The sequence below is a fragment of the Halarchaeum sp. P4 genome (assembly GCF_051195175.1).
GTDB lineage: Archaea > Halobacteriota > Halobacteria > Halobacteriales > Halobacteriaceae > Halarchaeum.
In genome coordinates, this window is the sequence record NZ_JBNTKC010000001.1 from 357,146 (window position 1) to 382,238 (window position 25,093).

The following is a 25,093-nucleotide window of genomic DNA, read 5'->3' on the forward strand; positions in this document are numbered from 1 at the left end:
TCAAGTCGTGCGACTGCTTAGCGTGACTCGTACCCAGATGCGGCGCGAGGACTTCACGCTCGACGTCGACGAGAACCGAGGAGACACTGAGTCGCGGCCGCCGACCGTCACCATCGACTTCGACGGGTCGCGGACCGACCTCGACGAGCGACTCGTCGGGCCGGACGGGGAGTATCTGGACGCCGAGGAGACGGACGTCACGCTCCGTCTCCGGGGCGACCCGGAGGACCCCGACACGACCGGCGTAGTATCCGTCACCGACCGCATCACGGGCTCGCTCCTCCTCGAACTCGACGAGGACGCCGCGGACGTCCTCGCGTTCGTGGACGCCGCGCGCGCCCACGGCGAGCGAGAGGACGACGACGACCGCAACGGCGGCTATCGCGTCAACATCGACGTGGACGGCGAGCGCGTCCTCACCTACGAGAAGGAGACGTTCCTCGTCTACAGCGCCGACGGCGACCTCCTGCGGGGGCGCAGCCTCATCCCGGGCGGCGTCGAACTGTAGCGGAGGCTCTTTGATTCGGGCGGGCGGAGTTCGGGTATGGACCTCTTCGGAACCGCGGGCATCCGCGGGAGCGCACAGAGTCGGGTGACGCCTGACCTCGCCCTCGAGGTGGCGCGGGCGGCCGGCCGGAACGCCGACGCGTTCGTCGTCGGGCGCGACGGTCGCGTGACTGGCGACGCCCTCGCCGCCGCGGTGTCGGCCGGGCTCACGTCCGCGGGCGCGGACGTCACCGTCGTCGGGCAGGTGCCGACGCCCGCGCTCGCGTGGGCCTCCCGGGGTCGTCACGGCGTGATGCTCACCGCCTCGCACAACCCGCCCGAGGACAACGGCATCAAACTGTTCGACGACGGCGTCGAGTACGGCGACGCCCAGGAGGCCGCCGTCGAGGACGCCGTCGCCGCCGGCACCGAGCCCGCGCGCTGGAACGAGTGGGGCGAGCGCGAGCGCGACGAGATTCTCGCGGACTATCGCGACGCGGTCGCCGACTACGCCCGCGGACACGGCGCGAGCCTCGACGGGCTGACCGTCGCCGTCGACTGCGGGAACGGGATGGCGAGCGTCGCCACCCCGCAGGTGCTCCGGGACCTCGGCGCGCACGTCGTCACGCTGAACGCCAACGTCGATGGGCATTTCCCGGGCCGGCCGAGCAAGCCGACGCCGGAGACGATTCGGGACCTCCGCTCGTTCGTCGCGGAGGGCGACGCCGATATCGGACTCGCGCATGACGGCGACGCGGACCGCATCGTCGTCGTCGACTCGGACGGCGATGTCGTCCACGAGGATACCGTCGTCGCGGTTCTTGCGGAGCACTACACGCGCACGAGCGATGTCGCCAACCCCGTGGTAGTGACGACGCCCAACGCCTCCGCGCGGGTGGACGAGCGCGTGACCGAGGCGGGCGGCCGAGTCGAGCGCGTCCGCCTCGGCGCGCTCCACGAGGGCATCAAGGCGGCACGAAGCGAGGGCGGCGACGTCGTCTTCGCCGCAGAACCCTGGAAACACATCCACACGCGCTTCGGCGGGTGGATCGACGGCGTGGCGTCCGCCGCGGTGCTCTCCCGGCTCGTCGCCGACGCGGGCGGCCTCGACGCCCTCCGCGCGCCGGTCACGGAGCGACCCTACCGGAAGGTGTCCGTGGAGTGCCCGGACGACCTGAAGGCGGCCGTGATGGACGCGCTCGCCGAGGACCTGCCGACGGCGTTCGCGGACGCGGACGTGGAGACGGAGTACGGCGTTCGGCTCGCGTTCCCGGACGGGTCGTGGACGCTCGTGCGGCCCTCCGGCACCGAGCCCTACGTCCGGGTCTACGCGGAGAGCGACGACGTGGACGCCCTCGTCGCGGACGTGACTGACGTGGTGCGCGACGCCGTCGAGGGCGAGCGCCCCTGACGGGACCCGTTCGGCCTGCGGGCCCGTCGTCGACGACGCCCGTACGACGTGCGTCTGACGCGCTCGTGGGCGCTCGACGAACGTTCAGCAACCCACGAACCCCTAGAAAATACAGGGCGTTTTTGTGAGATGTGGACACGCGTTCGACCCTTCGATGCTTTTATCCCTTCTCCCTCGAAGTTAGCTTCAACAATGTCAAGCTTCGACCGTCGTGAATTCGTCAAGGTAACTGGTGGGCTCGGCGTCGCCGGCCTCACCGGTCTCGCGGGCTGTTCGGGCGGCCCCTCCGGGGATGGTGGCTCGGAGACGACCAGTTCCAAGACGACGACCGGCGGCGGGAGCGAGGCGTCGGCACACGTCGGCCTCGTCTACGGTACGGGCGGCACCGGCGACGGGTCGTTCAACGACCAGGCGAAGCAGGGCATCGAGAAGGCCGTTCAGGAACTCGGCATCTCCTACCAGTCCGCCGAGCCCGACGAGGTCGCGCAGTTCAGCAACTACCAGCAGCAGTTCGCAGGGTCGACCGACCCGAACTACGACCTCGTCTCCTGCATCGGCTACCTGCAGGCGGACGCGCTCTCCGAGACGGCCTCCCAGTACCCCGACCAGCAGTTCCAAATCGTCGACTCGACGGTCGAAGGCGACAACGTCGCGAGCTACGTCTTCCAGGAGCACGAGGGCTCCTTCCTCGTCGGCGTCCTCGCCGGGATGCTCACCACGCAGAGCTTCAGCGCGGGCGCGGGGTCAACGCAGTCCGATTCGACGAACGTCGGCTTCATCGGCGGCGTCGAGGGCGAACTCATCGGGAAGTTCGAGGCCGGCTACAAGGCCGGCGTGAAGCACGCGAACGACAACGTCGACGTCCAGACCTCCTACGTCGGGAGCTTCAACGATCCCTCCGGTGGGAAGGAGGCGGCGCTCGCGATGTACAACTCCGGCGCGGACGTCGTCTACCACGCCGCCGGGAACACCGGCACCGGCGTCTTCCAGGCCGCCCAACAGAAGGGCCGCTTCGCCGTCGGCGTCGACCGCGATCAGTCGCTCACGAAGCCGAGCTACGCGGACGTCATCCTCGCGAGCATGGTCAAGCGCGTCGACACCGCAGTCTATGAGTGCGTGAAGAACGTCGTCAACGGCAACTTCAACGGTGGCACCTCGACGACGCTCGGCCTCAAGGACGGCGGCGTCTCCTGCGTCTACGGCGACCAACTCGGCTCCGCGATTCCCGAGGACGTCAAGACGGCCGTCGCGGACGCCCGCCAGGCCATCATCGACGGCGAGATTTCGGTCCCGAGCGACCCGAGTAGCAACTGACGACGCAGCGCCGGCGACGGCGGCGCACCACACCTACAGTTACATTCTGCACGCACACCATGAGTGACTTGGCGGTCCGACTCGACGGCATCACGAAACGATTCCCGGGTGTCGTCGCGAACGACGACGTGACCCTCGAAGTCGAGAGGGGGACGGTCCACGCCCTCCTCGGCGAGAACGGCGCGGGGAAGACGACACTGATGAACGTCCTCTACGGCCTCTACGAGCCGACGGAGGGGCGCGTCTTCGTGAACGGCGAGCAGCGGGCGTTCGACTCGCCGCGCGACGCAATCGACGCCGGCGTCGGGATGATTCACCAGCACTTCATGCTGGTCGACCCGATGACGGTCGCGGAGAACATCGTCCTCGGCAACGAACCCCGGAAGTGGGGCGGACTCGCGGTGGACCGCGAGGCCGCTCGACGGGAGGTACGCGAACTGAGCGAGCGCTTCGGCTTCGACGTCGACCCCGAGGAGACGGTGGCGGAGGTCAGCGTCGGCGTCCAGCAGCGCGTCGAGATTCTGAAGGCGCTCTACCGGGGCGCGGACGTCCTCATCCTCGACGAGCCGACGGCCGTACTCACCCCACAGGAGGTCGAGGACCTCTACGGCGTCATCGAGGAGCTCACCGACCAGGGGAAGACGATCATCTTCATCACGCACAAGCTCGGCGAGGCGATGCACGCCGCCGACGACATCACGGTACTCCGCGACGGGAAGAACGTCGCGAGCGTGCCGGCCGCCGAGACGACGCGGGAGGCGCTCGCGGAGTACATGGTCGGCCGGCAGGTCGACATGGAGTTCGACAAGTCGGACCGCGAGCCCGGCGAGGCCGTCCTCACCGTCGAGGACGTCACCGTCCGCGACGACCGGGGCGTTCCGGCTGTCACGGGCGCGTCCTTCGGCGTCCGCGAGGGCGAGGTGTTCGGCATCGCGGGTGTCGACGGCAACGGCCAGTCGGAACTCATCGAGGCCGTCACGGGCCTCCGAACCGCGGAGTCCGGTACCGTCACCCTCGACGGCGAGGACGTCACGGCGACGCCGCGACGCGAACGCATCGACCGCGGGATGGCCTACATCCCCGAGGACCGCCAGGAGCGCGGCCTCGTGATGGAGTTCGACCTCGTGGAGAACGCCATCCTCGGGAGCCAGCACGCCGCGCCGTTCGCCGACGGGGGCCAGATTGACTGGGAGCAGGCGCGCGGGCACGCCGACGACATCGTCGAGACGTACGACGTCCGCCCACCGGACGTCGATGCGCGCTCGGCGGCGCTCTCCGGCGGGAACCAGCAGAAGTTCATCGCGGGCCGCGAGTTCGAGCGCGACCCGCGCCTCGTCGTCGCGACGCACCCGACGCGCGGCGTCGACATCGGCTCCACGGAGTTCATCCGCCGACGCCTCATCGACCTCCGTGACGAGGGGCGAGGTGTCCTCCTCGTCTCCTCGAAACTCGACGAGGTGCAGGGGCTCTCCGACCGGCTCGCCGTGATGTACGAGGGCGACCTGATGGCCATCGTCGAACCCGAGGAAGTCACCGAGGAGGAACTCGGCCTGCTGATGGCGGGCGAGTACCCGGACTGGCTCGACCCGGAGGAAGCCGCCGAGTCGGAGGTGGCGCGATGAGCGCCGGTGACCGGGCGCGCGCGGTCCTCGACCGACTCGTGCGCGCCTCGGGCTTCGAGCGCTTCCTCATCAGCACCTCCGCGCTCTTGCTCTCCATCCTCATCGGTGCCGTCATCGTCCTCGTCGCCGGCCGAATGACGACGTGTAGTACGGCGGCGACGACGTACGTCGGCGTCGGCTTCTGCTACGATCCGGTTTCGGTCTACGACAAACTCTTCCTCGGCGCGTTCGGCAACATCCTCGAGAACCCCATCAACGGCCAGTTCGCGACGACGCTCGCCGAGACCACCGTCCTGCTCTTCACGGGCGTCGCGGTGGCGCTCGCGTTCCGCGCCGGCGTCTTCAACATCGGCGCGCAGGGTCAACTCGTCCTCGGCGCGCTCGCGACGGCCGTCGTCCTCGGGTTCGTCGCACCCGTCTTCGCCGGCCTCGGCGTCGTCGCCACGGTCGTCCTCGTCCCGCTCGGCATCCTCATCGGCGCGCTCGCAGGCGGTGCGTACGGCGCGCTTCCGGGCGCGCTGAAGGCGTATGCGGACGCGAACGAGGTCATCACCACCATCATGCTGAACTTCGTCGCGACCTCCGTCGCGCTCTTCCTCGTCTCGGACCCGAACTGGTTCAAGGACCCGGAGAGCGCCGCGAACCAGACGGTGGCGCTCCCCGAGTTCGCACAGTTCCCGACGCTGCTGTTCGCGGGCCGCGACGACTTCTCGCTCATCGCGCTCGCCGCCGGCGTGCTGACGCTTGTCGGCATCTGGCTGCTGCTCACGCGCACCTCCTTCGGCTACGACCTGCGCACAAGCGGCCTCCAGGCGGACGCCGCGGAGTACGGCGGCGTCGACGCGAAACGCACCATCGTCTCCAGCATGGCGCTCTCCGGCGCGCTCGCCGGCGTCGGCGGCGCCGTCTACGTCCTCATGATACTCGGCAACTACCAGGTCGGCGTCCCGTCCTACGGCTTCGACGGCATCACCGTCTCCATCCTCGCGGGCAATCACCCGCTCGGCGTCGCGGCGGCCGCGCTCCTCTTCGGCGTCCTGAAGAGCGGGTCCATCGTCGTGCAGGTCGGCTCGGACGTCCCGCCGGAACTCGTCGGCGTCCTGCGCGGTCTCATCATCCTCTTCGTCGCGATGCCGGAGTTCTTCCGGCTCATCGGCCGGCGCCTCGTCGGCCCCGTCGCAGGCGAAGGGAAGCCGATGGCGACCGACGGCGGCCTCGGAGGTGATGATGATGAGTGAGACGGTCGTTGGGCGACTCCTCGACTCGTTCCGCGAGCGCAGCCGCTTCCAGCAGGCCGCCGTCTCGTTCGTCCTGCTGGCGCTCACCGCGCTCGTCGTCGCGGGCGTGGCCTTCCCCGACTCGAAGGCCGGCGCGCTCCTCGGCGTCCTCCTCTCGGAGTCGACGCTCGCCTCGACGCTTCGGCTCTCCGTCCCCATCGCGCTCGCCGCCGTCGGGGGCATCTTCGCGGAGAAAGCCGGCGTCATCAACATCGGCCTCGAGGGTCTGCTCATCATCTCGGCGTTCACCGCCGTCTGGGCGACCGGCGCGACCGGGAGCCTCTGGATGGGCGTCTTCGGTGGCGTCCTCGCGAGCACGCTCCTCGCGGCGCTGTTCGCCGTCGTCTGCATCAAGTTCCGCGCCGACCAGATTATCGCTGGCCTCGCCGTCTGGCTCATCGCGCTCGGCCTCGCGCCGTTCGCGTCCTCGGTCATCTACGGCAGCACGAACACGCCGACGGTGAAGACGCCACAGACGGTGACGCAGATGGGGATTCCCGTCCTCAGCGACGCGCTCACCGCGACGATTCCCGGTCTCGGCACGTCGCTCGCCGGCCTGCCGTTCCTCGGCGCGCTCTTCGACGCCTCGCCGTTCGTCTACCTGATGTTCCTCGTCGTCGCGCTCTCCTGGTACGTCCTCAATCGGACGACGTTCGGGCGCTGGGTGCGCGCGAGCGGCGAGAACCCGAAGGCACTCGACACCGCCGGCGTGAACGTCCACCGCGTGCGCTACGCGGCGGTCATCCTCTCGGGCGTCCTCTCGGGTATCGGCGGCGCCGCGCTCTCGCTCAGCCTCGGGCAGTTCACGGGGAGCGGCCCGACGATGGTCAACGGCAAGGGGTTCATCGCCATCGTCGCGTTCCTCTTCGGGAACTACAACCCCATCGGCGCGCTGCTCTCGACGATGCTGTTCGCGGGCCTCGATGCCGTCCAACTCACCCTGCAGGCGCTCGACGTCTTCCAGGTTCCACGGCCGCTCGTCCGCACCATTCCCTACATCACCGTCATCGTCGTGCTCGCGCTCTTCGGGCGCACGCGCGTCCCGGAGGCCTCCGGCGAGCATTACGACTCCGGTGAGGACCGCTGACAACCCGACACGGACGCTTTTTTCTTCGACTCGCGCGAACCGCCGCTATGAACGACGACGAGTTACTCGCGGCGGCGCGCGAGGCCTGTGAGAACGCCTACGTTCCCTACTCGGAGTACGCGGTCGGCGCGGCGCTCCTGACCGCCGACGGCAGCGTCTACGTCGGCTGTAACGTCGAGACGGCGAACTTCTCGAACACCCTCCACGCGGAGGAGGTCGCCATCGCCGAGGCGGTGAAGGAAGGGCACCGGGAGTTCGAGCGCCTCGTCGTCACCTCCGGGGCGCGCGACGGCGTGACGCCCTGCGGGATGTGTCGACAGACGCTCGCGGAGTTCTGTGACGACGACCTCGCGGTGCTTTGCGACACCGGCGACGGCCTCCGGGAGTACGCGCTCGGCGAGCTGATTCCGGACACCATCACGCCGGAGACGCTCGGCGTCGAGGAGTCAGGCTAGGAGCCGCGCGACGGCGCGCCGGTTGACGAGGACGAAGCCGAGGACGATGAGGGCGAAGCCGCCGACGAGCGCGGGCGTAATCGGCTCGCCGAGGAAGGCGACGCTGATGGCGGCGGTGACGAGCGGGACGAGATAGGAGACGAGCGTCGTCCGCGTCGCGCCGATCTCCGCGATGAGCGTGAAGTAGGCGGCGTAGGCGCCCGCCGTCGCGATGACGGCGAGGTAGGTGAGCGCCGCGTAGAACGTCGGCGTCGCGTGCACGAGGGTGAACGGTTCGCCGAGCAGCAACGCGAGCGGGACGAGGAGGACGCCGCCGACGAACAGCGACCACGCGGTGCTCGCGACGGTGTCGATTTTCGCGGGGAAGCGCTGGCTGGCGACGCTCCCGACGGCGACGAAGAGCGCGGAGCCGAAGACGAGGAGTTCGCCGACGACGCCCCCGCTGCCGAGCTGGCTCGGGGACGGCTGGGCGACGACGACGACGCCGAGGATGCCCAAGAGGACGCCGACGGCCTGATTCCACGAGAGGCTGTCCTTGGGGATGACGACAGCCGCGAGCGCGGCGGCGATGACGGGGTTGAGGCTGAAGAGGACGGAACTGACGCTGCTCGTGACGTACTGCTGGCCGGCGAAGAGGAGGGCGTTCGCGCCGCCGGTGACGAAGAGCGCGCCGAAGGCGACGACGGCGGCGTCACCCCACGAGCGCGGTATCCAGCGGTCGCTCTCGCCGGCGAGGTAGGCGGCGACCGGGAGGATGACGACGGACGCGCCGAGCAGGCGGAGCGCCGCGAAGAAGACGGGTGCGCCCGGCACCGCACGGAGGCCGACTTTGATGGCGACGAAGGAGCCGCCCCACGCGAGCGCGCAGTAGACGAAGAGGACGGCGTTCCGGTTCCGAAGCACGCCACCGGCTACGACCGGGCGGGTGTTCCCGGTGACGGTTCCGGCACGCAGTGAGAAGAACGGAGAGCGAGACGGCGCGGGGACGAGCGCGTCGAGGCGGGCCTTACAGGATCTTCCAGGCGTCCGCGACGCGCTTCGGGCTCGTGATCTTGTTGATCCAGCGGGCGGCGGCGGCCTTCTTCAGGTTCTTCGCGGGGAAGCCGCCGAACGTGGAGATGGGGCTGGAGAAGCCGGCGAACTTGACGTCGTGGGCGACGGCCTCCTCGCCGATGGAGACGAGCGTCCCCTGATCGTCGTAGGTCCAGCGTTCGAGCGGGCGGCCCTCGATCGCGGCCGCGATGTTCTTCCCGGCGACTTCGGCGGACTGCCACGCGGCCTGTGCGGTCGGCGGTGCGGGGTTCTCGCCCTGGTCGATGAGGGAGTCGTCGCCGATGGCGAAGACGCGCTCGTCCTCGGTCTGGAGGTTCGAGCCGGCCTTCAGGCGGTTGTGCTCCTTCTCGACGTCGACGTCGCTGAGCTCGGAGGGGCCGGTGACACCGCCCGTCCAGAGGAAGACGTCGTATTCGAGGGGGTCGCGCTCGTCGAACTCGATGGTGTCCTCGGTGGCCTTCGTGATGGGGTCGTCAGTGAGGATGTCGATGTCGCGCTGCTCGAGGCGGTGACGAAGCGCGCCCTGAATCTCGGCGTCGCCCGGCGGGAAGATCTGCGGGAGCGCCTCGACGAGCGTGACGTCGATGGGGGCGTGGTTCTTGTCGCGGAACTCGGCGACTTCGCCGGCGGACTGGATACCCGAGAGGCCGGCGCCGCCGATGACGACCTGCGCGGGGTCGTCGCGGGTGGCTTCGCGGGCGGCCTCCTTCACCTGCTCGTGGATTTCGAGGGCGTCCTCGCGGCTCTTGAGGGTGAGCGGGTGCTCGTCCATCCCCTCGATACCGTAGGTCGCCGTCTCGGAGCCGATGGCGACGAGGACGTAGTCGTACTCGACGGTGGAGTCGTCGGCGAGGGAGACGACGCGCTCGTCGACGTCGACGTCGACGACTTCGCCCTGGATGAACTCCGTCTCGCGGTCCTTGATTTCGTCGACCGGAATCGTGAGTTTCTCCTTGACGCTGGCGTCGCGGATGATACGGTGAGACTCGTGGAGGACGAAGTGATAGTCGTTCTCCGCGACCCACGTCAGTTGCGCGCGGTCGGGGAGATGCTTCTGCAGTGACTTGACCGCGCCGGCGCCCGCGTATCCGGCGCCGAGAACGACAACTCTGGTAGCCATAGTCAGGCGTCTGCGTCCCTGGAATACAAAGTCTTTGGAATGCGGCGAGAGAGAGACGACGGAATTGAGGAACGCCGAGTCTACCTAGTGTTCGGGGGCTTCTGCGGGCGCCTCCATCCGGTCGATTTTGAGGATGAGGACGTTGCCCGTATCGTCCTTACCATCGACGCTGCCCTCGACGACGAGCTTGGAGAGCGGCGTCGGGCCGACGACGACGTCGTCGCCCTCGTGGAAGTCCCGGACGCTCCCGCGGAGGTGAATTTCGGCGCGGCAGAGGTCCGGGTGGTGAACGCTCGTCAGGCTGATCTCCTGGACGTTCGCGTTCTCGTACTCCTCGCCGTTGTGGTAGACGGGGACTTCGGCGGCGGACTCGAGCTCCTGGACGTCGAGCGCCTTGTAGGCGTTCGACGTGGGCTTGTAGCCGCCCTTCGGGCCGGGGACGCCCTCGACCAACTGGAGGGCCTTCAGGCTCTGCATCTGGTTGCGGATGGTGCCGGGGTTCCGGTCGACTTCCTCCGCGATGTCCTCACCCTTGACGGCCTCCTCCTGCTGAGTGTAGAGGTCGACCAGCGCCCGCAAAATGGTCTTCTGACTCGGCGTGAGTTCGATCGATGACATTGTCGATACTAGGGCTGGCGATTGCATAAAACCCCCGAATACGTACCCCTCCGGAGACGCGCCCGGCGTCGATTACTGGGCGTTCGGTCGCTTCTGACAGCCGACACTAGATGTTCGTCGCCCCTGTCCGCAATCCTTGCCACGGAATACCGAGGCATGGCGGCGGGGTGAGCGCCGCTGGACCTGTGGGAACATACCCGATGGGTTTTCACCAGTCCGGGACAACCCTCGCGTATGAACGGGAAACGCGTCCTCGTCACGGGGGGCGCCGGCTTCATCGGCTCGAACCTCGCGAACCACCTCGCCGCGGACAACGACGTCGTCGCGCTCGACAACGGCTATCTCGGGACGCCGGAGAACCTCGATTCGGACGTGGAGTACGTCGAGGCGGACGTCCTCGACGACGACCTCCCCACGGACGTCGACGTCGTCTTCCACCTCGCCGCGCTCTCCTCGCGCCAGATGCTCGAGGAGAACCCTCGCGAGGGCGCGCGCGTGAACATCGAGGGGTTCGTGAACGTCGTCGAGCAGGCCCGCGCTGACGGCTGTGAGACGTTCGTCTACGCGACCACCTCCTCCATCTACGGCAGTCAGACCGAACCCTGTCCCGAGGACATGCCGGTCGACGCCGCGACGGGCTACGACGCCTCGATGCTCGGCCGGGAGCGCTACGCGGAGTACTACTCGAACTTCTACGCGGACCTCACGCTCGCGGGCATGCGCTTCTTCTCCGTCTATCAGGGCTACGGCGGCGCGGAGGAACACAAGGGCGAGTACGCGAACACCGTCTCGCAGTTCACCGAGCAGATCGCGAACGGCGAGTCGCCCGTCCTCTGGGGCGACGGCTCCCAGACCCGCGACTTCACGCACGTCTCCGACATCGTGAAGGGGCTCGTGCGCGCCGCCGAGGAGCGTCTCGACGGCGTCTACAACCTCGGCACGGGGGAGAGCTACTCGTTCAACGAGATGGTCGAGATGATCAACGACGCCCTCGGCACGGACGTCGAACCCGAGTACGAACCCGTCCCGCTCGACAACTACGTCTACCACACGAAGGCGGACATCTCGAAGATCCAGGCCGCGACCGGCTGGGAGCCCGAGATCTCCTTCGAGGAGGGCGTCGAGATGGTCTGCGAGCCCTACACGGACGACCAATAAGGGACCGCGGGCACGTGGCAACCACGTGATTGATTCGTCGCGGCCCACCGCTTTTTAGCCGCGTCAGCGCGCAGGTCGAGGTATGACGCGAGACGTGCGAATCATCGGTGCACCCTCCGACTACGGCGCGAACCGGCGTGGCGTCGACATGGGCCCGTCGGCCATCCGTTACGCAGACCTCGCGGACGGGATCGAGGCGACGGGCGCGAGCGTCCACGACGCCGGCGACCTCGCGGTGCCGCGCGCGGAGGAGCGCGACCCGGACCGCGAGCAACCCTCGACGGGGACGGCGAAATTCCTCCACGAAACCCGCGAGGTCTCACGGACCCTCGCCGACGCCGTCGCCGACGCGCACGCGGACGGCGAGTTCCCGCTCGTCCTCGGGGGCGACCACAGCATCGCCATCGGGTCACTTGCGGGGACGGCGCGGGACGCGGAGGTCGGCGCAATCTGGTTCGATGCGCACGGCGACTTCAACACGCCGGAGACGAGCCCCTCCGGGAACGTCCACGGGATGCCGGTCGCGGCGGCGCTCGGCAAGGGTTCGTTCGCGGGCGTCGAGTGGGCGAACGCCGAGGGCCTGCGCGAGGAGAACGTCGTCTTCGTCGGCCTGCGCGACATCGACGAGCACGAGCGCGAGGCCATCAACGAGAGCGACGTGACGGCGTTCACGATGTCGGACATCGACGAGCGCGGCATCAGCACCGTCGTCGAGGAGGCGCTGGACGTGGCGTCCGCGGGCGTCGACGGCGTCCACGTGAGCTTCGACCTCGACTGGCTCGACCCGAACGAGGCGCCGGGCGTCGGGACGCCGGTGCGCGGCGGCGCGACCTATCGGGAAGCGCACTGGGCGCTCGAAGCTGTCGCGCGACGCGACGAGGAGGACGACATCCTGCGCTCGATGGAGCTCGTGGAGGTGAACCCGATTCTCGACCAGTCGAACCGGACGGCGGAGATGGCGGCCGAGCTCGCGGCGAGCGCGCTCGGCAAACGCATCCTCTAGCGACCTGGTCGACGACGCTCGTGGACCCCGTCGCCGCGGGCGCGGGGATTCAAGTTTCGCAACCAAGTACCACGAAAGGAAATGGACGCCGAGCGACAGCAGCGGCCGTCTACCCGGTCGCGCGCTCGACACGCACTGGTCCTCGGCGCGGTCGTTCTCGCGGTGTTCGTCGCCGCCGGGACTGCCGCCGCCGCACCGACAGCACCGGTCGCCGTCTACGGGGGGAGCGACGGCAGCATCCACGTCGTCGGCGCGAACGGGTCGACCTCGACGTTCGAGGCGAGTGCGAGCGCCGTCGGCCCGCTCGCCGACCTCGACGGCGACGGCCGCCGGGAAGCGCCCTACGTCACGTCGAACGGCGCGCTGAAAACGATCGACTCGGGCGGCGAGACGACGACGCTCGTCTCCGGGGGTGTCCGCGCGAGCAAGACCCGCCTCGGCGTCGCGGACGTCGACGGCGACGGCACCCTGAGCGTGCTCTACGTCAACACGCAGGACAGCGGGCACGTCTACGGCGTCGAGGCCGGCGGATCGCCGCGCGAAGTCGTCGCCGCGTCCGCGAGCGCCGTCGTCGGCTACGCGGACATGGACGGCGACGGCACCACGGACGTCGTCTTCCTCGGCTCCTCCAGCACCGTGAAATACGCGAGCGGCGGGAGCGTCACGGGAACCGGCTACTCCTCCGTCGGGTCGAATAACGGCATCGGCGTGGGCGCGGCCGCGGACTACGACGGGGACGGCACCGCGCGCGCCGCCGTCGTCGACGGGAGCAACCAGCTGAAGCTCGTCGCCGCCGACGGCTCGACGACGGTGCTCGCGCGGGACGCCGCGAAGGCGCCCGCGGGTGCCGCCGACATCGCCGGCGACGACTCGCCGGACGTGCTCTACACGACGACGAACGGCACGCTCGGCTACGCCACGGCGAGCGGGCAGACCGGCACGCTCGCCTCCGGTGTCGCGCCCGCGGTCGGCGTCGCTGGCCACACCGGCCCGGGCGCGCCGCGCATCACGAACGTCTCGCTCGCGAACCCGGACGGCCGCACACTCGAGGTTTCCGTCACAGCGGACAGGTCGCTCGACAGTCTCGTCGTCGACCTCTCAGGCCCGGACGGGACGACGCTCACGAAGAGCGAGTTCGCCGTCACTGGTGAGTACACCTACACCGCGACGTACACGCCCGACGCGGACGGCGAGTACACCGCGACCGTCGAAACGGCGGCCGCGGACGGTCGGGACGGCGCGAGCGGCCAGCAGGCGTCAGCCACCGTCCGGACCGCCCAGCCGACCGTCTCCGACGCCACGGTGAACGCCGCGGACGGGAGCGATGTCGTCGGCGACGGCGACGAGTTCGTCGTCTCCGCCGTCGTCACCGGTGCGGAGAACGTCACGGTCACCGCGGACGCGAGCGCCTACGGCGCGGGCACCGTCCACCTCTCCCGGGCCGACGGGAACGTCTATCGGACGACTGTCACCGTCGACGCCGAGGACGGGAGCGCTGGCACGCACGACGTCACTGTCCGCGCGCGCACCCCGGTCGGAAATACTGACGCCGACACCGGGACCGGGCCGGTGCTCGACACGCGCGCCCCGACCGCCGACGCGGGCCGCGACCGGAATGCCACGCCCGGCATGGTCGTCGGCTTCGACGCCGACGGCTCCAGCGACGACACCCGCATCGTCAACGCGACGTGGACGTTCCCGAGCGGCACGACGAAGCACGGCGAGGCCGTGACGCACGCCTTCGCCGAGACGGGCACCTACACCGTCCGCCTCCGCGTGCGCGACGCCGCCGGCCACACCGCCACCGACACCCGGACGGTCCGCGTCCGCGAGGCCAGCGCCGTCGCCACGGACGCGAACGTCAGCGTCGAGTCCGACGGCGCGAGCGCCACGGCGCGCGTCCGGAACGCCACCTCGCGGCGTCCCGTCTCGCTCCCCGTCCCCGCGGACGCCGACGCGCCCGCCGCGCTCTCGAACGTCACGCTCACCACGTCGCGCGAGTCCTTTGCACTCACCTTCACCCCCTCGGCGACGCCGCTTAACGCAACGCCCGCGCTCGACGCGTCGCTCCCCGCCGAGGCGCTCGTCTACTACGATATCGGCCACACCGTCAACGACGCGAACGTCTCCGCCGCGCTCTTCCACGCGAGCGTGAACGCCTCCGCCGTCCCGTCCGCGGAAACCGTCGCGCTCTACCGCTACCACGACGGCGCGTGGACTCGCCTCCATACCACCGTCGAGAACGTCACCGACGGCCGGGTGCACGTCAGCGCGCGCACCACCGGCTTCTCCGTCTACGCGATCGGCGCGCGCCAACCGCAGTTTGCGGTGACGAACGCCACGCTCGGCGCGCAGCAGGCGGACGCCGGGACGGGCGTCCCCATCACTGTCACCGTCCGCAACTCCGGGAGCGCGAACGGCACCGCGACGCTCCCCGTGAGCTTCGACGGCGAGACGGTGGCGACGCGGAACGTCAGCGTCGACGCCGGCACCACGCGCACCGTCACGCTCACCGTCACGCCACAGAAGAAGGGTGCCTACGACGTTGCCGTCGCCGACACACAGGCGGGCGAACTGACCGTCACGAGCCCGGCCTCTACCGTGATGCAGGCGCTCAGAATCGTCGGCCTGCTCGCCGCGCTCTGCATGGCCGCCGCGGGCTTCCTCTACCTCCGCGACGGCTTCTGAGGGCGGCGGCGTTAGTCGTCCGACTCGTCCGCGTCGCCGGGCGTGTAGACGTCCACGGAGGCGACGTGGTCCCCGTCCTCGACGTCCATGATTTTCACGCCCTTCGTGTTCCGGCCGACCGTCGACACCTCGCTCGCGGCCGTCCGCATGATTTGGCCACCCTGACTCATCGCGATGAGCTGGTCGGCCTCGCTGACCGCCTTCACGGTGACGACGTTGCCGTTGCGCTCCTCGGTCTTGATGTCGGTCAACCCGTAGCCGTAGCGGGACTGCGGGCGGTACTCGGAGAGCGGCGTGCGCTTCCCGTAGCCGTTCTCCGTCACCGTGAACAGCGCGCGCTCGTCGCCCTCGTGGGTGGCGACGAGTCCCGCGACGGTGTCCCCATCGCGGAGTTTGATGCCGTTCACGCCCTTCGTCGCGCGGCCCGTCGAGCGGGCTTCGGACTCGTCGAAGCGAATCGCCATCCCGTGCGCGCTCGCGATGACGAGGTCGCTCTCGCCGTCCGTCACCTCGACGTCGACGAGTTCGTCGCCGTGCTCGAGGCGGATACCGATGATGCCCGTCGAGAGCACGTCCTCGTACTCCGTCGCGGGCGTGCGCTTGACCGTGCCGTTGCGCGTGACCATCGTGAGGAACTCCTCCTCGCCGAAGTCGTCCGTGTTCACGACCGCGGTGAGCTCCTCGCCGTCGTCGAGGTCGAGAAGGTTCACCGCGGACTTCCCGCGGGCCGTCCGGCTCATCTCCGGAATCTCGTAGGTCTTCAGCTGATAGACCTGGCCCTGGTTCGTGAAGCAGAGGAGGTAGTCGTGCGTCGACGCCGTGAACACCGTCGAGACGCGATCACCCTCCTTCAGGTCGGAGCCGATGACGCCCTTCCCGCCGCGGTGCTGGACGCTGAACGTCTCGGTGGGCACGCGCTTGATGTAGTCCTCCTCGCTCAGGACGACGACGACGTCCTCCTCGGGGATGAGGTCCTCGTCGGTCACCTCGCCCGTGCTCTCGATGACGCGCGTCCGGCGCTCGCTCGCGTACTCTTCCTTGAGCTCGCGGAGCTCCTCCTTGATGACGCCGAGCAGTTCGGACTCGTCGGCGAGGATCTCCTCCAGGCGCTTGATGCGCGCCGTGACGTCCTCGTACTCGGACTCGATCTCCGCGGCCTCCATCGAGGTGAGGCTCCCGAGCTGCATCCGGACGATGTGTTCGGCCTGTGACTCGCTGAAGTCGAAGTCGTCCCGGAGCGCAGCGCGCGCGGCGTCGCGGTCCTCGGCGTCGCGAATCGCCTCCACGACGGATTCGGCGTTCTCCAGCGCGCGCAGGCGGCCCTCGAGGATGTGTGCGCGGTCCTCGGCCTCCGCGAGCTCGTGCTCGGAGCGCCGGCGGACGACCTCCTTGCGGTGCTCGAGGTAGTGCTCGAGCAGTTCCTTCAGCGAGAGGACTTCCGGCTGGCCGTCGACGAGTGCGAGGTTGATGACGCCGAACGTCCGCTCGAGGTGGGACTCGAGGAGGTGGTTCTCCACGATGTCCGTGTTCGCGTTCGACTTCAGCTCAACGACGACGCGGATGCCGTCGCGGTCGGACTCGTCGCGCAGGTCACGGACCCCTTCGAGCGAGCCGTCGTTCACGTCCTCGGCGATGCGCTCGACGAGCCGCGACTTGTTCTGCTGGTAGGGGAGCTCCGTGATGACGATGCTGTCGCTCCCGCGGTCGTTCTCCTCGACGTGGTACTCCGCGCGGACGCGCAGGCGCCCGCGGCCCGTCTGGTAGGCCTTCCGGATGGCGTTCCGGCCGACGATGTTCGCGCCCGTCGGGAAGTCCGGCGCGGGCACGTGCTCCATCAGGTCCGGAATCGAGCAGTCGGGGTTCTCGATGAGGTGAATCGTCGCGTCGATGACCTCCCCGAGGTTGTGCGGCGGGACGTTCGTGGACATCCCGACGGCGATCCCCGACGAGCCGTTCACGAGGAGGTTCGGGAAGGCCGCAGGGAGGACGCTCGGCTCCTCGAGGCGGCCGTCGTAGTTCCCCTCGAAGTCGACCGTGTCCATGTCGATGTCTGAGAGGAGTTCCTCCGCGATGGGGGCCATGCGGGCCTCCGTGTAGCGCATCGCCGCCGGCGGGTCGCCGTCGATGCTCCCGAAGTTCCCCTGCCCGTCCACGAGCGGCTCGCGCATCGAGAACGGCTGGGCCATCCGGACGAGCGTGTCGTAGATGGCGGAGTCGCCGTGCGGGTGGTAGTCACCCATCGTCTCGCCGACAATGGAGGAACTCTTCCGGTGGGCGCTTCCGCTCGAGACGCCCGCCTCGTGCATCGCATAAAGGATGCGCCGGTGGACGGGCTTGAGGCCGTCGCGCACGTCGGGGAGGGCACGACCCGCGATGACGCTCATCGCGTAGTCGATGTAGGACTGCTCCATCTCCTCCTCGACGCGCACGTTCTTCACGCGCTGTGCAACGTCGTCGGGTACGTCAGGTGAGTCAGAACTCATAGTGGGAGAGTGATAGTTAGATGTCGACCCATTCCGCGTCGGTCGCGTGGTCCTGGATGAACTGCTTGCGCGGGCCGACGGCGTCGCCCATCAGGACGGAGAACATGCGGTCGGCTTCGGCGGCGTCCTCGACGGTGAAGCGCTTGAGGACGCGGTTCTCGGGATTCATCGAGGTGTCCCAGAGCTGCTCGGGGTTCATCTCGCCGAGCCCCTTGAAGCGCTGGACCTGTGTCGGGTTCCCGTTACACTTCTCCTCGATGATGCGGTCGCGGTCCTCCTCCGTCATCGCGTCGTACGTCTCGCCCCGATAGCGGATACGGTAGAGCGGCGGCTGAATCGCGTAGACGTGCCCGCCCTCGAGGAGCGGACGCATGTGCCGGTAGAAGAACGTCAGGAGGAGCGTGCGGATGTGCGCGCCGTCGACGTCGGCGTCCGTCGCGAAGATGATCTTGTCGTAGCGAAGCTCGTCGATGTCGAACTCCTCGCCGATGCCGGTGCCGGCGGCGGTGATGAGCGCCCGGATCTCGTCGTTCTCCAGCACGCGGTCGAGGCGGTGTTTCTCGACGTTCAGGATCTTCCCCTTGATGGGGAGCACCGCCTGGAACTCCCGGTCGCGGGCCTGCTTTGCGGAGCCGCCCGCGGAGTCGCCCTCCACGATGAAGAGTTCGGCGTCCTCGGGCTCGCGCGTCTGACAGTCCGCGAGCTTCCCGGGGAGCGCGCCCGATTCGAGCGCGTTCTTCCGGCGGGTGAGCTCCTCGGCCTTCTTCGCGGCCTTCCGGGCCTTCGCGGCTTCGACGGCCTTCTCGATGACGGCCTCGGCCGTGTCCGGGTGCTCCTCGAAGTAGGTGCGAAGTCCCTCGTGGACGGTGGACTCGACGATACCCCGAACCTCGGAGTTGCCGAGTTTCGTCTTCGTCTGCCCCTCGAACTGCGGGTCGGGGTGCTTGATGGAGACGACGGCGGTGAGACCCTCACGGATGTCCTCGCCCTTGAGGTTCTCGCCGTCGAGCTCGGAGAGGAGTCCCTCCTCGCTCGCGTAGTCGTTGACGGTCCGCGTGAGTGCCGTCTTGAACCCGGTGAGGTGCGTGCCGCCCTCGCGGGTGTTGATGTTGTTCGCGAAGGCGTGCGTCGAGGACTGCAGGTCGTCGGTCGCCTGCATGGCGATTTCGACCTGGATGTCCTGCTCCTCGCCGGTGAGATAGATGACGTCATCGTGGAGTTCCGTCCGGGACTCGTTGAGGTACTCGACGAACTCGCGGATGCCGCCCTCGTAGTGGAAGGTGGTCTCGCGTCCCTCCTCGCCCTCGCGTTCGTCCTGCAGCGTGATGGTGACGCCGCTGTTGAGGAACGCGAGCTCCCGGAGGCGACTCTCGAGGGTCTCGAAGCTGAACTCGGTCGTCTCGAAGATGTCCGAGTCCGGCGTGAAGCGGATGAGCGTCCCGGTCTGGTCCTCGGGGACGTCCGTCACGCGTTCGAGGTCGGTGACCGGTTCGCCACGCTCGAAGCGCTCACGGAAGCGTCCGCCCTCGCGGTCGACCACGACGGCGAGCTGTTCACTGAGCGCGTTCACGACGGAGACGCCGACACCGTGGAGCCCACCGGAGACCTGGTAGGACTTGTTGTCGAACTTCCCGCCGGCGTGAAGGACGGTGAGGATGACCTCGACGGCGGGCCGGTCGTACTCCGCATGGGTGTCGACAGGGATGCCGCGCCCGTCGTCCTCGACGCTCACGGACCCATCAGAGTGGAGTGTCACCGTAATCTCGTCGCAGTGTCCGGCGAGCGCCTCGTCGATGGAGTTGTCCACGACCTCGTAGACGAGGTGGTGGAGACCCCGTGCGTCGGTAGAACCGATGTACATCGCCGGGCGCTTGCGGACCGCTTCCAGTCCTTCCAGCACCTGAATCTGCCCGGCTCCGTACTCGCCTGAGTCTGGCATGGGGATTGACTGTCCCTAGTAGCCCCTCCCGTATAAGCCCTCGCACACGCGCGCGTGTAGGCGCGCGAGCCGCGAGAGCACCCCTGTGCGCCCTCAGCTGACGTGTGCGGCGACGTCGGCCTGCGTGATGATGCCGACGGTGTCGCCGTCCTCGGTGACGATGACGGCGGTGTAGTGGTCAAGGAGACTCGACACCTCCTCGAGGGTCGCGTCCGGCGAGACGGTGGGGAACGACTCGCTCATCACTTCCCGAACGGGGCTGTCGCCGACGTCCGCGCCCGCATGCACGACGTCACTCTCGCTGATGGAGCCGACGGGCACGCCGTCGGCGATGACCGGCAACTGGGAGTAGCCGGCGTCCTGCATCCGGTCGACGGCGTCGTGGACGGCGTCGCTCGGCGCGACGCTGACCACCATCTCGTGCATCAAGTCGCGCGCACGCACGACGTCGCCTTCGGCCTCGTCCAGCGCCTCGACGATGCGCCGCAGCGTCGAGAGTCGCGGGTCGACATCGCCACCCTCGATGCGCGCGATGAGGGGTTGGGAGACGCCGGCCCGTTCGGCGAGTTCGCTCTGCGTCAGCCCGAGGGCGTTCCGGCGTTCCCGGAGGTCCTGGGGCGTGGGGAGGTACATAGCCGTAATTACCCGAAGTTATAGATAAGTTTACTCCCCGTCCTCGGGCTCCTCGACGACGTCGATGACTTCGAGGGGGACGTTGCGGAGCGCGCCGCCGACTTCGCTTTTCGCGATGCGCGAGGCGTGCTCCTCGGAGTCGGCGTTGAAGACGGTGAGTTCGAGGACGAGCCCGACGAGCGCCGTCTCCGCCGCGAGGAACGCGGCGTCGAGCGGCTCGCCACACGCCGGACAGGCCGTCACGCCGGCCTCGACTTCGACGTAGTCGAGGTCTTGGTCGTTCAGTCGCCGACCCGCTTCGCTCACCGCGACGCCGATAGCGTCGTCCGACTCCTCGACGTCACGAACCAGCCACGCGGCCTCCATCGCCACGACGTAGTTGCTCATGCTCGAACGCAAGTGCCCCGGGTAGTCGTGCTTTGTGGTTGCTGGCCGTCGGCCCACCGCGCGGACGTGACGCCAATTATCGCCATAACTTACGCGAATAGCTGGCGTCACCTCGGCCTCCGTGACACGTCGACGCCACGCGGCCCCGGCCCGATCGGCCGTGCCCCGAGCGCGACGCGAATCGCAAGACTGCGCCGGGGTGTGCGGGTCAGTGACAGCGGCAAGGTTCTTATACTCCAATCGATTGAGTGCGAGCCAAGCAGATGCGAACACGGTTTGCCCGTCTCGTCACCGCCGTCCAGTACCAGTTCACGCTCGCAATCGCCCTCGTGATGCTCCCAATCGCGACGCTCGCGCGCCGCTTCGGTCTCACCCTTCCGCTCCACCGGGTGCTCGAGCGGTCGGGCGACGCCTACCGAAGCACACGCTGAGCCGCGAGCACCGCTCGACTCGTTCCTTCTCGGACGTCGTGTCGTCAGCGTCGCAACCGCCCGCAGGGAGTCCCGTGAGTAACCACCGGAAGGGTGGATTTTATACGTGACCCGCGAGTATCCACAGGCAATGTTTAACCCGAGTCAGGGCTCCGAGTTCTCGCGGAACGCAGAGCGCCTCCCCGACGGCCCCGGCAACCCCTACGAGCCGGAGCTCGGCCACGTCCCCGAGAACGACGTGAGCAAGCAGGACATGGACAACATCAACAAGACCGGTACCACCATCGTCGGCATCACCACCGAGGAGGGCGTCCTCATGGCTTCCGACATGCGCGCCAGCCTCGGCGGCCGCGTCGTCTCCAACAAGAACGTCCAGAAGGTCGAGCAGATTCAGTCGAACGCCGCGCTCTCCATCTCCGGGAGTGTCGGCGGCGCGCAGTCCTTCATCCGCACGCTGAAGGCCGAGTCGAACCTCTACGAGGCCCGCCGTAGCGAGCGCATGTCCATCAACGCCCTCGCGACGATGGCCTCCAACCTCCTGCGCGGCGGTCCCTTCTTCCGCGTCGCCCCCATCCTCGGCGGCGTCGACGAGGAGGGCTCGCACGTCTACAGCCTCGACCCCGCGGGCTCCTCGCTCAGCGACAAGTACACCGCACAGGGCTCCGGGATGCCGTACGCGCTCGGTACCCTTGAGAACAACTACCGTGAGGACCTGACGATGGACGAAGCGGTCACCGTCGGCGCGAAGGCCATTCAGGCCGCGAGCGAGCGCGACACCGCGTCCGGCAACGGTATCCACGTCACGAAGATTACGGAGAACGACGTGGAAATCGTCGGCCATCAGGACGTCGACGACGTCCTGTAAACCGGCTCTTCCCGGATTCTCACGTTTTCGCGACCCGCGTAGCGACGGCTCCCGGGTGTGTGGAGGCCGCCCGAACGGTTTTCAGACCGCGCGCTGACACCCCACGTATGTCCGACACTCCGCTGCGCATCGAGGGCGGCGTCGCTGCCGTGCTCGCGGGCGTCCTCCTCCCGCTCGGCCACGCCCTCAACCTCGTCGGCGGCGACCCGACGGCCGGCACGCCACTCGGGCGCGGCGCCGTCCTCCTCGCGCACGCCCTGCTCGTCTTCGCGTTCGTCGGCATCTACGCCGTACAGGCCGACCGCGCGCCCGACGTCGCCGGTCGCCTCGGAATGGTGGCGGGGACGCTCGGCACCGTCTTCGTCACCGCCGTCGTCTACGTCGAACTCGCAGGGTCGGCCGGTGTCGACGTCACGCCCGTCTTTGCGACTGCCGCCACCGGCCCGGTCTCCGCCGCCGGCCCACTCCTCTTCGTCCTCGGGCTGGTGCTCGTCGGGTGGACCGTCGTTCGCGGCCCGCCGCTGCCGCGCTGGAGCGGCGGCCTGCTCGTCGTCGGGACGCTCGTCTTCGCGGCAGCGAGTGCCGTCCCCGCAGTCGCGCCGGGCCTCACCGTTATCGGCGCGGTACTCACGGGTGCCGGGTTCGTCTGGGCCGGCACCGCGCTACTGGGTGTCGGGGGCGTCTGAGCGCCCCGCCCCGGCGGGAAGTTTTCTGTGCCGTCGGTCCCTACGGGGCGTATGGAGTCGTGCGCGTTCTGTCGCATCGTCGCCGGCGAGGCGGACGCCCACCGCGTCTACGAGAGCGAGCGCGTCGTCGCGTTCCTCGACGCGAACCCCGCGGTCCGGGGACACACGCTCGTCGTCCCCGTCGCCCACGGCGACGACGTCTTCGCGAACGACGCTGACGCCGGCGCCGTCTTCGAGGCGGTTCGGACGCTCGCCGACGCGCTGGAGCGAGCGCTCGACGTCGACGGCGTCAGCGTCTTCTACACGACGCCGCGCATCGTCGGGGGCGTCGACCACCCACACGTCCACCTCCTGCCACGCGACAGCGCCGACGGTGTCCACCTCTCGCTCCCACGCGGGTCGCTCGACGACGGGGAGGCGACGGCGCTCACGGCGCGCGTCCGCGAGGGACTCTAGCTATCCGCGCCGGTTGCTCCGGTGGCGCTCCGCCTCGACTTCGCCGCCTCGTCCCGTCCAGTCCGCGAAACTTCCGGTGATGAGCGTGTCGCGCTGGTGTTCGAGGTAGTCGAACTGCATGTCGTAGACGGCGTTCTCGAAGTCCGCACCCTCATCGAGGTTCTCGCGGACGCGCTCGCGCTTCCAGTCCGCGGGCGTGACGCCGTGGCGCGCGCGCTGGCGGAGCGGCCAGAGGTACTTCGCGGCCGTCTCCTCGTCGAGCCCGCGGGCCTGCAGGCCCGCCTCCGCCTGCTCGAAGAGGTCGGCGTACATCTCGGTCGCGTCCGTCGTCTCCCCGTCGGGGCCACGATAGGTGATGTCCGCGTCGCTCCCGTCGCGGACAGCAGCGTAGAAGTTCTCGCGCGCCGTCTCCCACGGGAGTTCATAGAGCGGGTGGTCACGTGCCACCATCGCCTCGAGCGCCCCCGCGAGGAGCGCCTGGAACGCGATGGTGTCCCGCACCGTCGGCTGGCCGGGGAGCGGGCGGAACTCGATGCGGGCGTTCGCGGACTCCGGCGAGGCCCCGCCGAACACCGGGCGCACCCAGCGCCAGTAGGTGCCGTGTTTCATCCGGAAGTGCGCGAACTCGTCGTCGAAGCGCCCGCCCGTCTCGACGGGCATCGGGACGATGGTGTCGTCCTCGACGACGGCGTCGACGGCGTCGTGGACGCTCTCCAAATCACGCGGGAAGCGCACTTTCTCCTGCTCGCCCGGCACGTTCAGCACGGACTCGAAGACGTCGATCCGGCCCTCGTCGTGGCCCTCTCTAAGGATCTCCTCGGGCGTCGCGTCCGCGTCGTAGAGGTCTGGGGGATAGAACGGCGAGTTCACCCCGAGTGCGACGAGCGGCCCGGCGAGGCGGACGGCGTACCGGAAGTAGGTCGGGAGATCAACGGCCTGTGGCACCTGATAGTGGGGCTGGATGGACGTGATGAGTGCCTCGGGCATCACCGTGTCCGCGTCTAGCGAGACGTGCGGGGCGTCGAGGCGCATCCCCGCCGGCTGGTCGGTGTTCGCCATCGCGTGATAGCGCGTCGAGGCGCTCATGTTCGTCGCGATCTCGACGCCGCCGTCGGTCACGCTCGCGGTCAGGTACTCCCGTGCCGTCTCCCCCTCGGGGGGGATGGTCCACATCGCGTCGCTGACGAGGTGGAGGCCCTCGGCGTCCATCGGTTCGGCGGCGGCCTCGAGGCGCGCGCGTACTTCGGCCTCCTGGGCTTCGAGGCCGTACTCGTTCAGTGGCTGTGGACTCGTCGTCATCTCGGCGTTGTGGAGGCCGAGTTCCTTCTCGAAGCCGACGAACTCGAGGAGGCGTCGCGGGATGCGCGCGAGCGACCCGTCGTCGGCGACGCCGTAGAACTCGTACTCGAGGCCGACGATGGCTTGGGGGTTGTCGAACGTTCCCGCCTCGATCTCGGCCTTGATGACTTCGGCGTCTTCGCGCACCCGCTCCTGGAACGCCTCCGGGTCCACGTCCAGCACCGCCTCCACGTCGCGTGCGAGTTCCGACTCGGCCATGGGGCCGCCTTCGTCCGGTCGCGACTTGAAAGGCCTGCCCGCGCGCCGGCTATGCTTCCTCGTAGGTCTCTCGGAGTTCCTTCAGGTGGCTTTCGAGCACGTGGAGGGCGGCGTCGGCGTCCGTGTAGCCGCGTTCGTAGTCCTCGTAGACGGCGTCCGCGCCCGCGAGGAACTGCTTGACCGCTTCGTCGAGGTCGGCGTCGTCGCTCACGTCGTCGCTCATACTCGCGTGTAGGCGCGGGTCCGTGTTGAAGGTTGGAGTGTCGGCCGCCGCCGTACGCGACGCCGCCGGAGCCGGACGGCACACCACGGGCCGATACTGATAGCCGCCGCAACCACCACTCGACATACTGATAGGGACTAC

At 68.8% G+C, this 25,093-nt stretch carries 23 protein-coding genes; 14 read left to right on the forward strand and 9 right to left on the reverse strand.

Going from position 1 to position 25,093, the window contains the following annotated elements; genetic code table 11:
* Positions 1 to 37 precede the first annotated feature (37 nt).
* The 7 genes from ACQUS8_RS01930 (at position 38) to cdd (ending at position 7,652) form a co-directional block, all read left to right on the forward strand.
* Entirely contained in the window at positions 38 to 508 is a 471-nt protein-coding gene (locus tag ACQUS8_RS01930) for a DUF5793 family protein (RefSeq protein WP_435099242.1), read from the forward strand.
* A 36-nt stretch (positions 509 to 544) separates the two neighbouring features.
* Positions 545 to 1,897 carry a phosphomannomutase gene (locus ACQUS8_RS01935; RefSeq protein WP_435096117.1) on the forward strand — a complete coding sequence of 451 codons (1,353 nt, stop codon included), beginning with the start codon at positions 545 to 547 and terminating at the stop codon, positions 1,895 to 1,897.
* A 192-nt stretch (positions 1,898 to 2,089) separates the two neighbouring features.
* Positions 2,090 to 3,211 carry a BMP family lipoprotein gene (locus ACQUS8_RS01940; RefSeq protein WP_435096120.1) on the forward strand — a complete coding sequence of 374 codons (1,122 nt, stop codon included), beginning with the start codon at positions 2,090 to 2,092 and terminating at the stop codon, positions 3,209 to 3,211.
* A gap of 59 nt (positions 3,212 to 3,270) precedes the next feature.
* Positions 3,271 to 4,833: an ABC transporter ATP-binding protein gene (locus ACQUS8_RS01945; protein WP_435096123.1), complete on the forward strand. Its 1,563-nt coding sequence runs from the start codon at positions 3,271 to 3,273 to the stop codon at positions 4,831 to 4,833.
* The gene (locus tag ACQUS8_RS01950) at positions 4,830 to 6,071 is read left to right on the forward strand and encodes an ABC transporter permease (protein ID WP_435096126.1); all 1,242 of its coding nucleotides are present in this window, start codon (positions 4,830 to 4,832) and stop codon (positions 6,069 to 6,071) included. The genes ACQUS8_RS01945 and ACQUS8_RS01950 overlap by 4 nt, the downstream gene beginning before the upstream one ends.
* Positions 6,064 to 7,197 (forward strand): ABC transporter permease, encoded by a 1,134-nt coding sequence (locus ACQUS8_RS01955; protein ID WP_435096129.1) that lies wholly within the window; start codon positions 6,064 to 6,066, stop codon positions 7,195 to 7,197. Before ACQUS8_RS01950 ends, ACQUS8_RS01955 begins: the two co-directional genes overlap by 8 nt.
* A 47-nt stretch (positions 7,198 to 7,244) precedes the next feature.
* The gene (gene cdd, locus ACQUS8_RS01960) at positions 7,245 to 7,652 is read left to right on the forward strand and encodes a cytidine deaminase (protein WP_435096132.1); all 408 of its coding nucleotides are present in this window, start codon (positions 7,245 to 7,247) and stop codon (positions 7,650 to 7,652) included.
* On the opposite strand, the gene ACQUS8_RS01965 is transcribed toward cdd, so the two are convergent.
* The 3 genes from ACQUS8_RS01965 to ACQUS8_RS01975 all read right to left on the reverse strand — a co-directional run bounded on the left by ACQUS8_RS01965 (position 7,644) and on the right by ACQUS8_RS01975 (position 10,443).
* Positions 7,644 to 8,555 (reverse strand): DMT family transporter, encoded by a 912-nt coding sequence (locus tag ACQUS8_RS01965; protein WP_435096135.1) that lies wholly within the window; start codon positions 8,553 to 8,555, stop codon positions 7,644 to 7,646. The two genes, cdd and ACQUS8_RS01965, sit on opposite strands and share 9 nt — an antisense overlap.
* A gap of 103 nt (positions 8,556 to 8,658) precedes the next feature.
* The gene (locus tag ACQUS8_RS01970) at positions 8,659 to 9,825 is read right to left on the reverse strand and encodes an NAD(P)/FAD-dependent oxidoreductase (RefSeq protein WP_435096138.1); all 1,167 of its coding nucleotides are present in this window, start codon (positions 9,823 to 9,825) and stop codon (positions 8,659 to 8,661) included.
* Positions 9,826 to 9,909: 84 nt separating this feature from the next.
* Positions 9,910 to 10,443 (reverse strand): Rrf2 family transcriptional regulator, encoded by a 534-nt coding sequence (locus ACQUS8_RS01975; RefSeq protein WP_435096141.1) that lies wholly within the window; start codon positions 10,441 to 10,443, stop codon positions 9,910 to 9,912.
* 234 nt (positions 10,444 to 10,677) lie between these two features.
* Between ACQUS8_RS01975 and ACQUS8_RS01980 the strand changes: the two genes are divergently transcribed.
* The 3 genes from ACQUS8_RS01980 (at position 10,678) to ACQUS8_RS01990 (ending at position 15,292) form a co-directional block, all read left to right on the forward strand.
* The gene (locus ACQUS8_RS01980; RefSeq protein ID WP_435096144.1) at positions 10,678 to 11,601 is read left to right on the forward strand and encodes an NAD-dependent epimerase/dehydratase family protein; all 924 of its coding nucleotides are present in this window, start codon (positions 10,678 to 10,680) and stop codon (positions 11,599 to 11,601) included.
* Between the two features lie 82 nt (positions 11,602 to 11,683).
* Positions 11,684 to 12,604, forward strand: coding sequence for an arginase (gene rocF, locus ACQUS8_RS01985; RefSeq protein WP_435096147.1), 921 nt, complete (start codon positions 11,684 to 11,686; stop codon positions 12,602 to 12,604).
* A 162-nt stretch (positions 12,605 to 12,766) separates the two neighbouring features.
* Positions 12,767 to 15,292, forward strand: a complete 2,526-nt coding sequence (locus ACQUS8_RS01990) for a PKD domain-containing protein (RefSeq protein ID WP_435096150.1) — start codon at positions 12,767 to 12,769, stop codon at positions 15,290 to 15,292.
* A gap of 11 nt (positions 15,293 to 15,303) precedes the next feature.
* On the opposite strand, the gene gyrA is transcribed toward ACQUS8_RS01990, so the two are convergent.
* The 4 genes from gyrA to ACQUS8_RS02010 form a co-directional block, all read right to left on the reverse strand.
* A complete protein-coding gene (gene gyrA, locus ACQUS8_RS01995) occupies positions 15,304 to 17,775 on the reverse strand; it encodes a DNA gyrase subunit A (protein WP_435096153.1) in 2,472 nt (823 codons plus the stop codon).
* Positions 17,776 to 17,791: 16 nt separating this feature from the next.
* Positions 17,792 to 19,714: a DNA topoisomerase (ATP-hydrolyzing) subunit B gene (gyrB, locus tag ACQUS8_RS02000; RefSeq protein WP_435096156.1), complete on the reverse strand. Its 1,923-nt coding sequence runs from the start codon at positions 19,712 to 19,714 to the stop codon at positions 17,792 to 17,794.
* Positions 19,715 to 19,807: 93 nt separating this feature from the next.
* Entirely contained in the window at positions 19,808 to 20,347 is a 540-nt protein-coding gene (locus tag ACQUS8_RS02005) for a CBS domain-containing protein (protein ID WP_435096159.1), read from the reverse strand.
* 30 nt (positions 20,348 to 20,377) lie between these two features.
* Positions 20,378 to 20,734 carry a DUF555 domain-containing protein gene (locus ACQUS8_RS02010; RefSeq protein ID WP_435096162.1) on the reverse strand — a complete coding sequence of 119 codons (357 nt, stop codon included), beginning with the start codon at positions 20,732 to 20,734 and terminating at the stop codon, positions 20,378 to 20,380.
* Between the two features lie 263 nt (positions 20,735 to 20,997).
* On the opposite strand from ACQUS8_RS02010, the gene ACQUS8_RS02015 reads away from it, so the two are divergent.
* The 4 genes from ACQUS8_RS02015 (at position 20,998) to ACQUS8_RS02030 (ending at position 23,172) form a co-directional block, all read left to right on the forward strand.
* Complete coding sequence (locus ACQUS8_RS02015) at positions 20,998 to 21,165, forward strand: hypothetical protein (RefSeq protein WP_435096165.1); 168 nt, start codon at positions 20,998 to 21,000, stop codon at positions 21,163 to 21,165.
* 130 nt (positions 21,166 to 21,295) lie between these two features.
* Complete coding sequence (gene psmB, locus ACQUS8_RS02020) at positions 21,296 to 22,030, forward strand: archaeal proteasome endopeptidase complex subunit beta (RefSeq protein WP_435096168.1); 735 nt, start codon at positions 21,296 to 21,298, stop codon at positions 22,028 to 22,030.
* 107 nt (positions 22,031 to 22,137) lie between these two features.
* Positions 22,138 to 22,716 (forward strand): hypothetical protein, encoded by a 579-nt coding sequence (locus tag ACQUS8_RS02025; RefSeq protein ID WP_435096171.1) that lies wholly within the window; start codon positions 22,138 to 22,140, stop codon positions 22,714 to 22,716.
* 51 nt (positions 22,717 to 22,767) lie between these two features.
* The gene (locus ACQUS8_RS02030) at positions 22,768 to 23,172 is read left to right on the forward strand and encodes an HIT family protein (protein ID WP_435096174.1); all 405 of its coding nucleotides are present in this window, start codon (positions 22,768 to 22,770) and stop codon (positions 23,170 to 23,172) included.
* Here ACQUS8_RS02030 and ACQUS8_RS02035 read toward each other — a convergent pair whose 3' ends face one another.
* Together ACQUS8_RS02035 and ACQUS8_RS02040 are read right to left on the reverse strand one after the other, a co-directional pair.
* Positions 23,173 to 24,729, reverse strand: coding sequence for a hypothetical protein (locus tag ACQUS8_RS02035; protein WP_435096177.1), 1,557 nt, complete (start codon positions 24,727 to 24,729; stop codon positions 23,173 to 23,175).
* Positions 24,730 to 24,778: 49 nt separating this feature from the next.
* On the reverse strand, positions 24,779 to 24,952 hold the full coding sequence (locus ACQUS8_RS02040; protein ID WP_435096180.1) for a hypothetical protein: 174 nt from the start codon (positions 24,950 to 24,952) through the stop codon (positions 24,779 to 24,781).
* Positions 24,953 to 25,093: the final 141 nt, after the last annotated feature.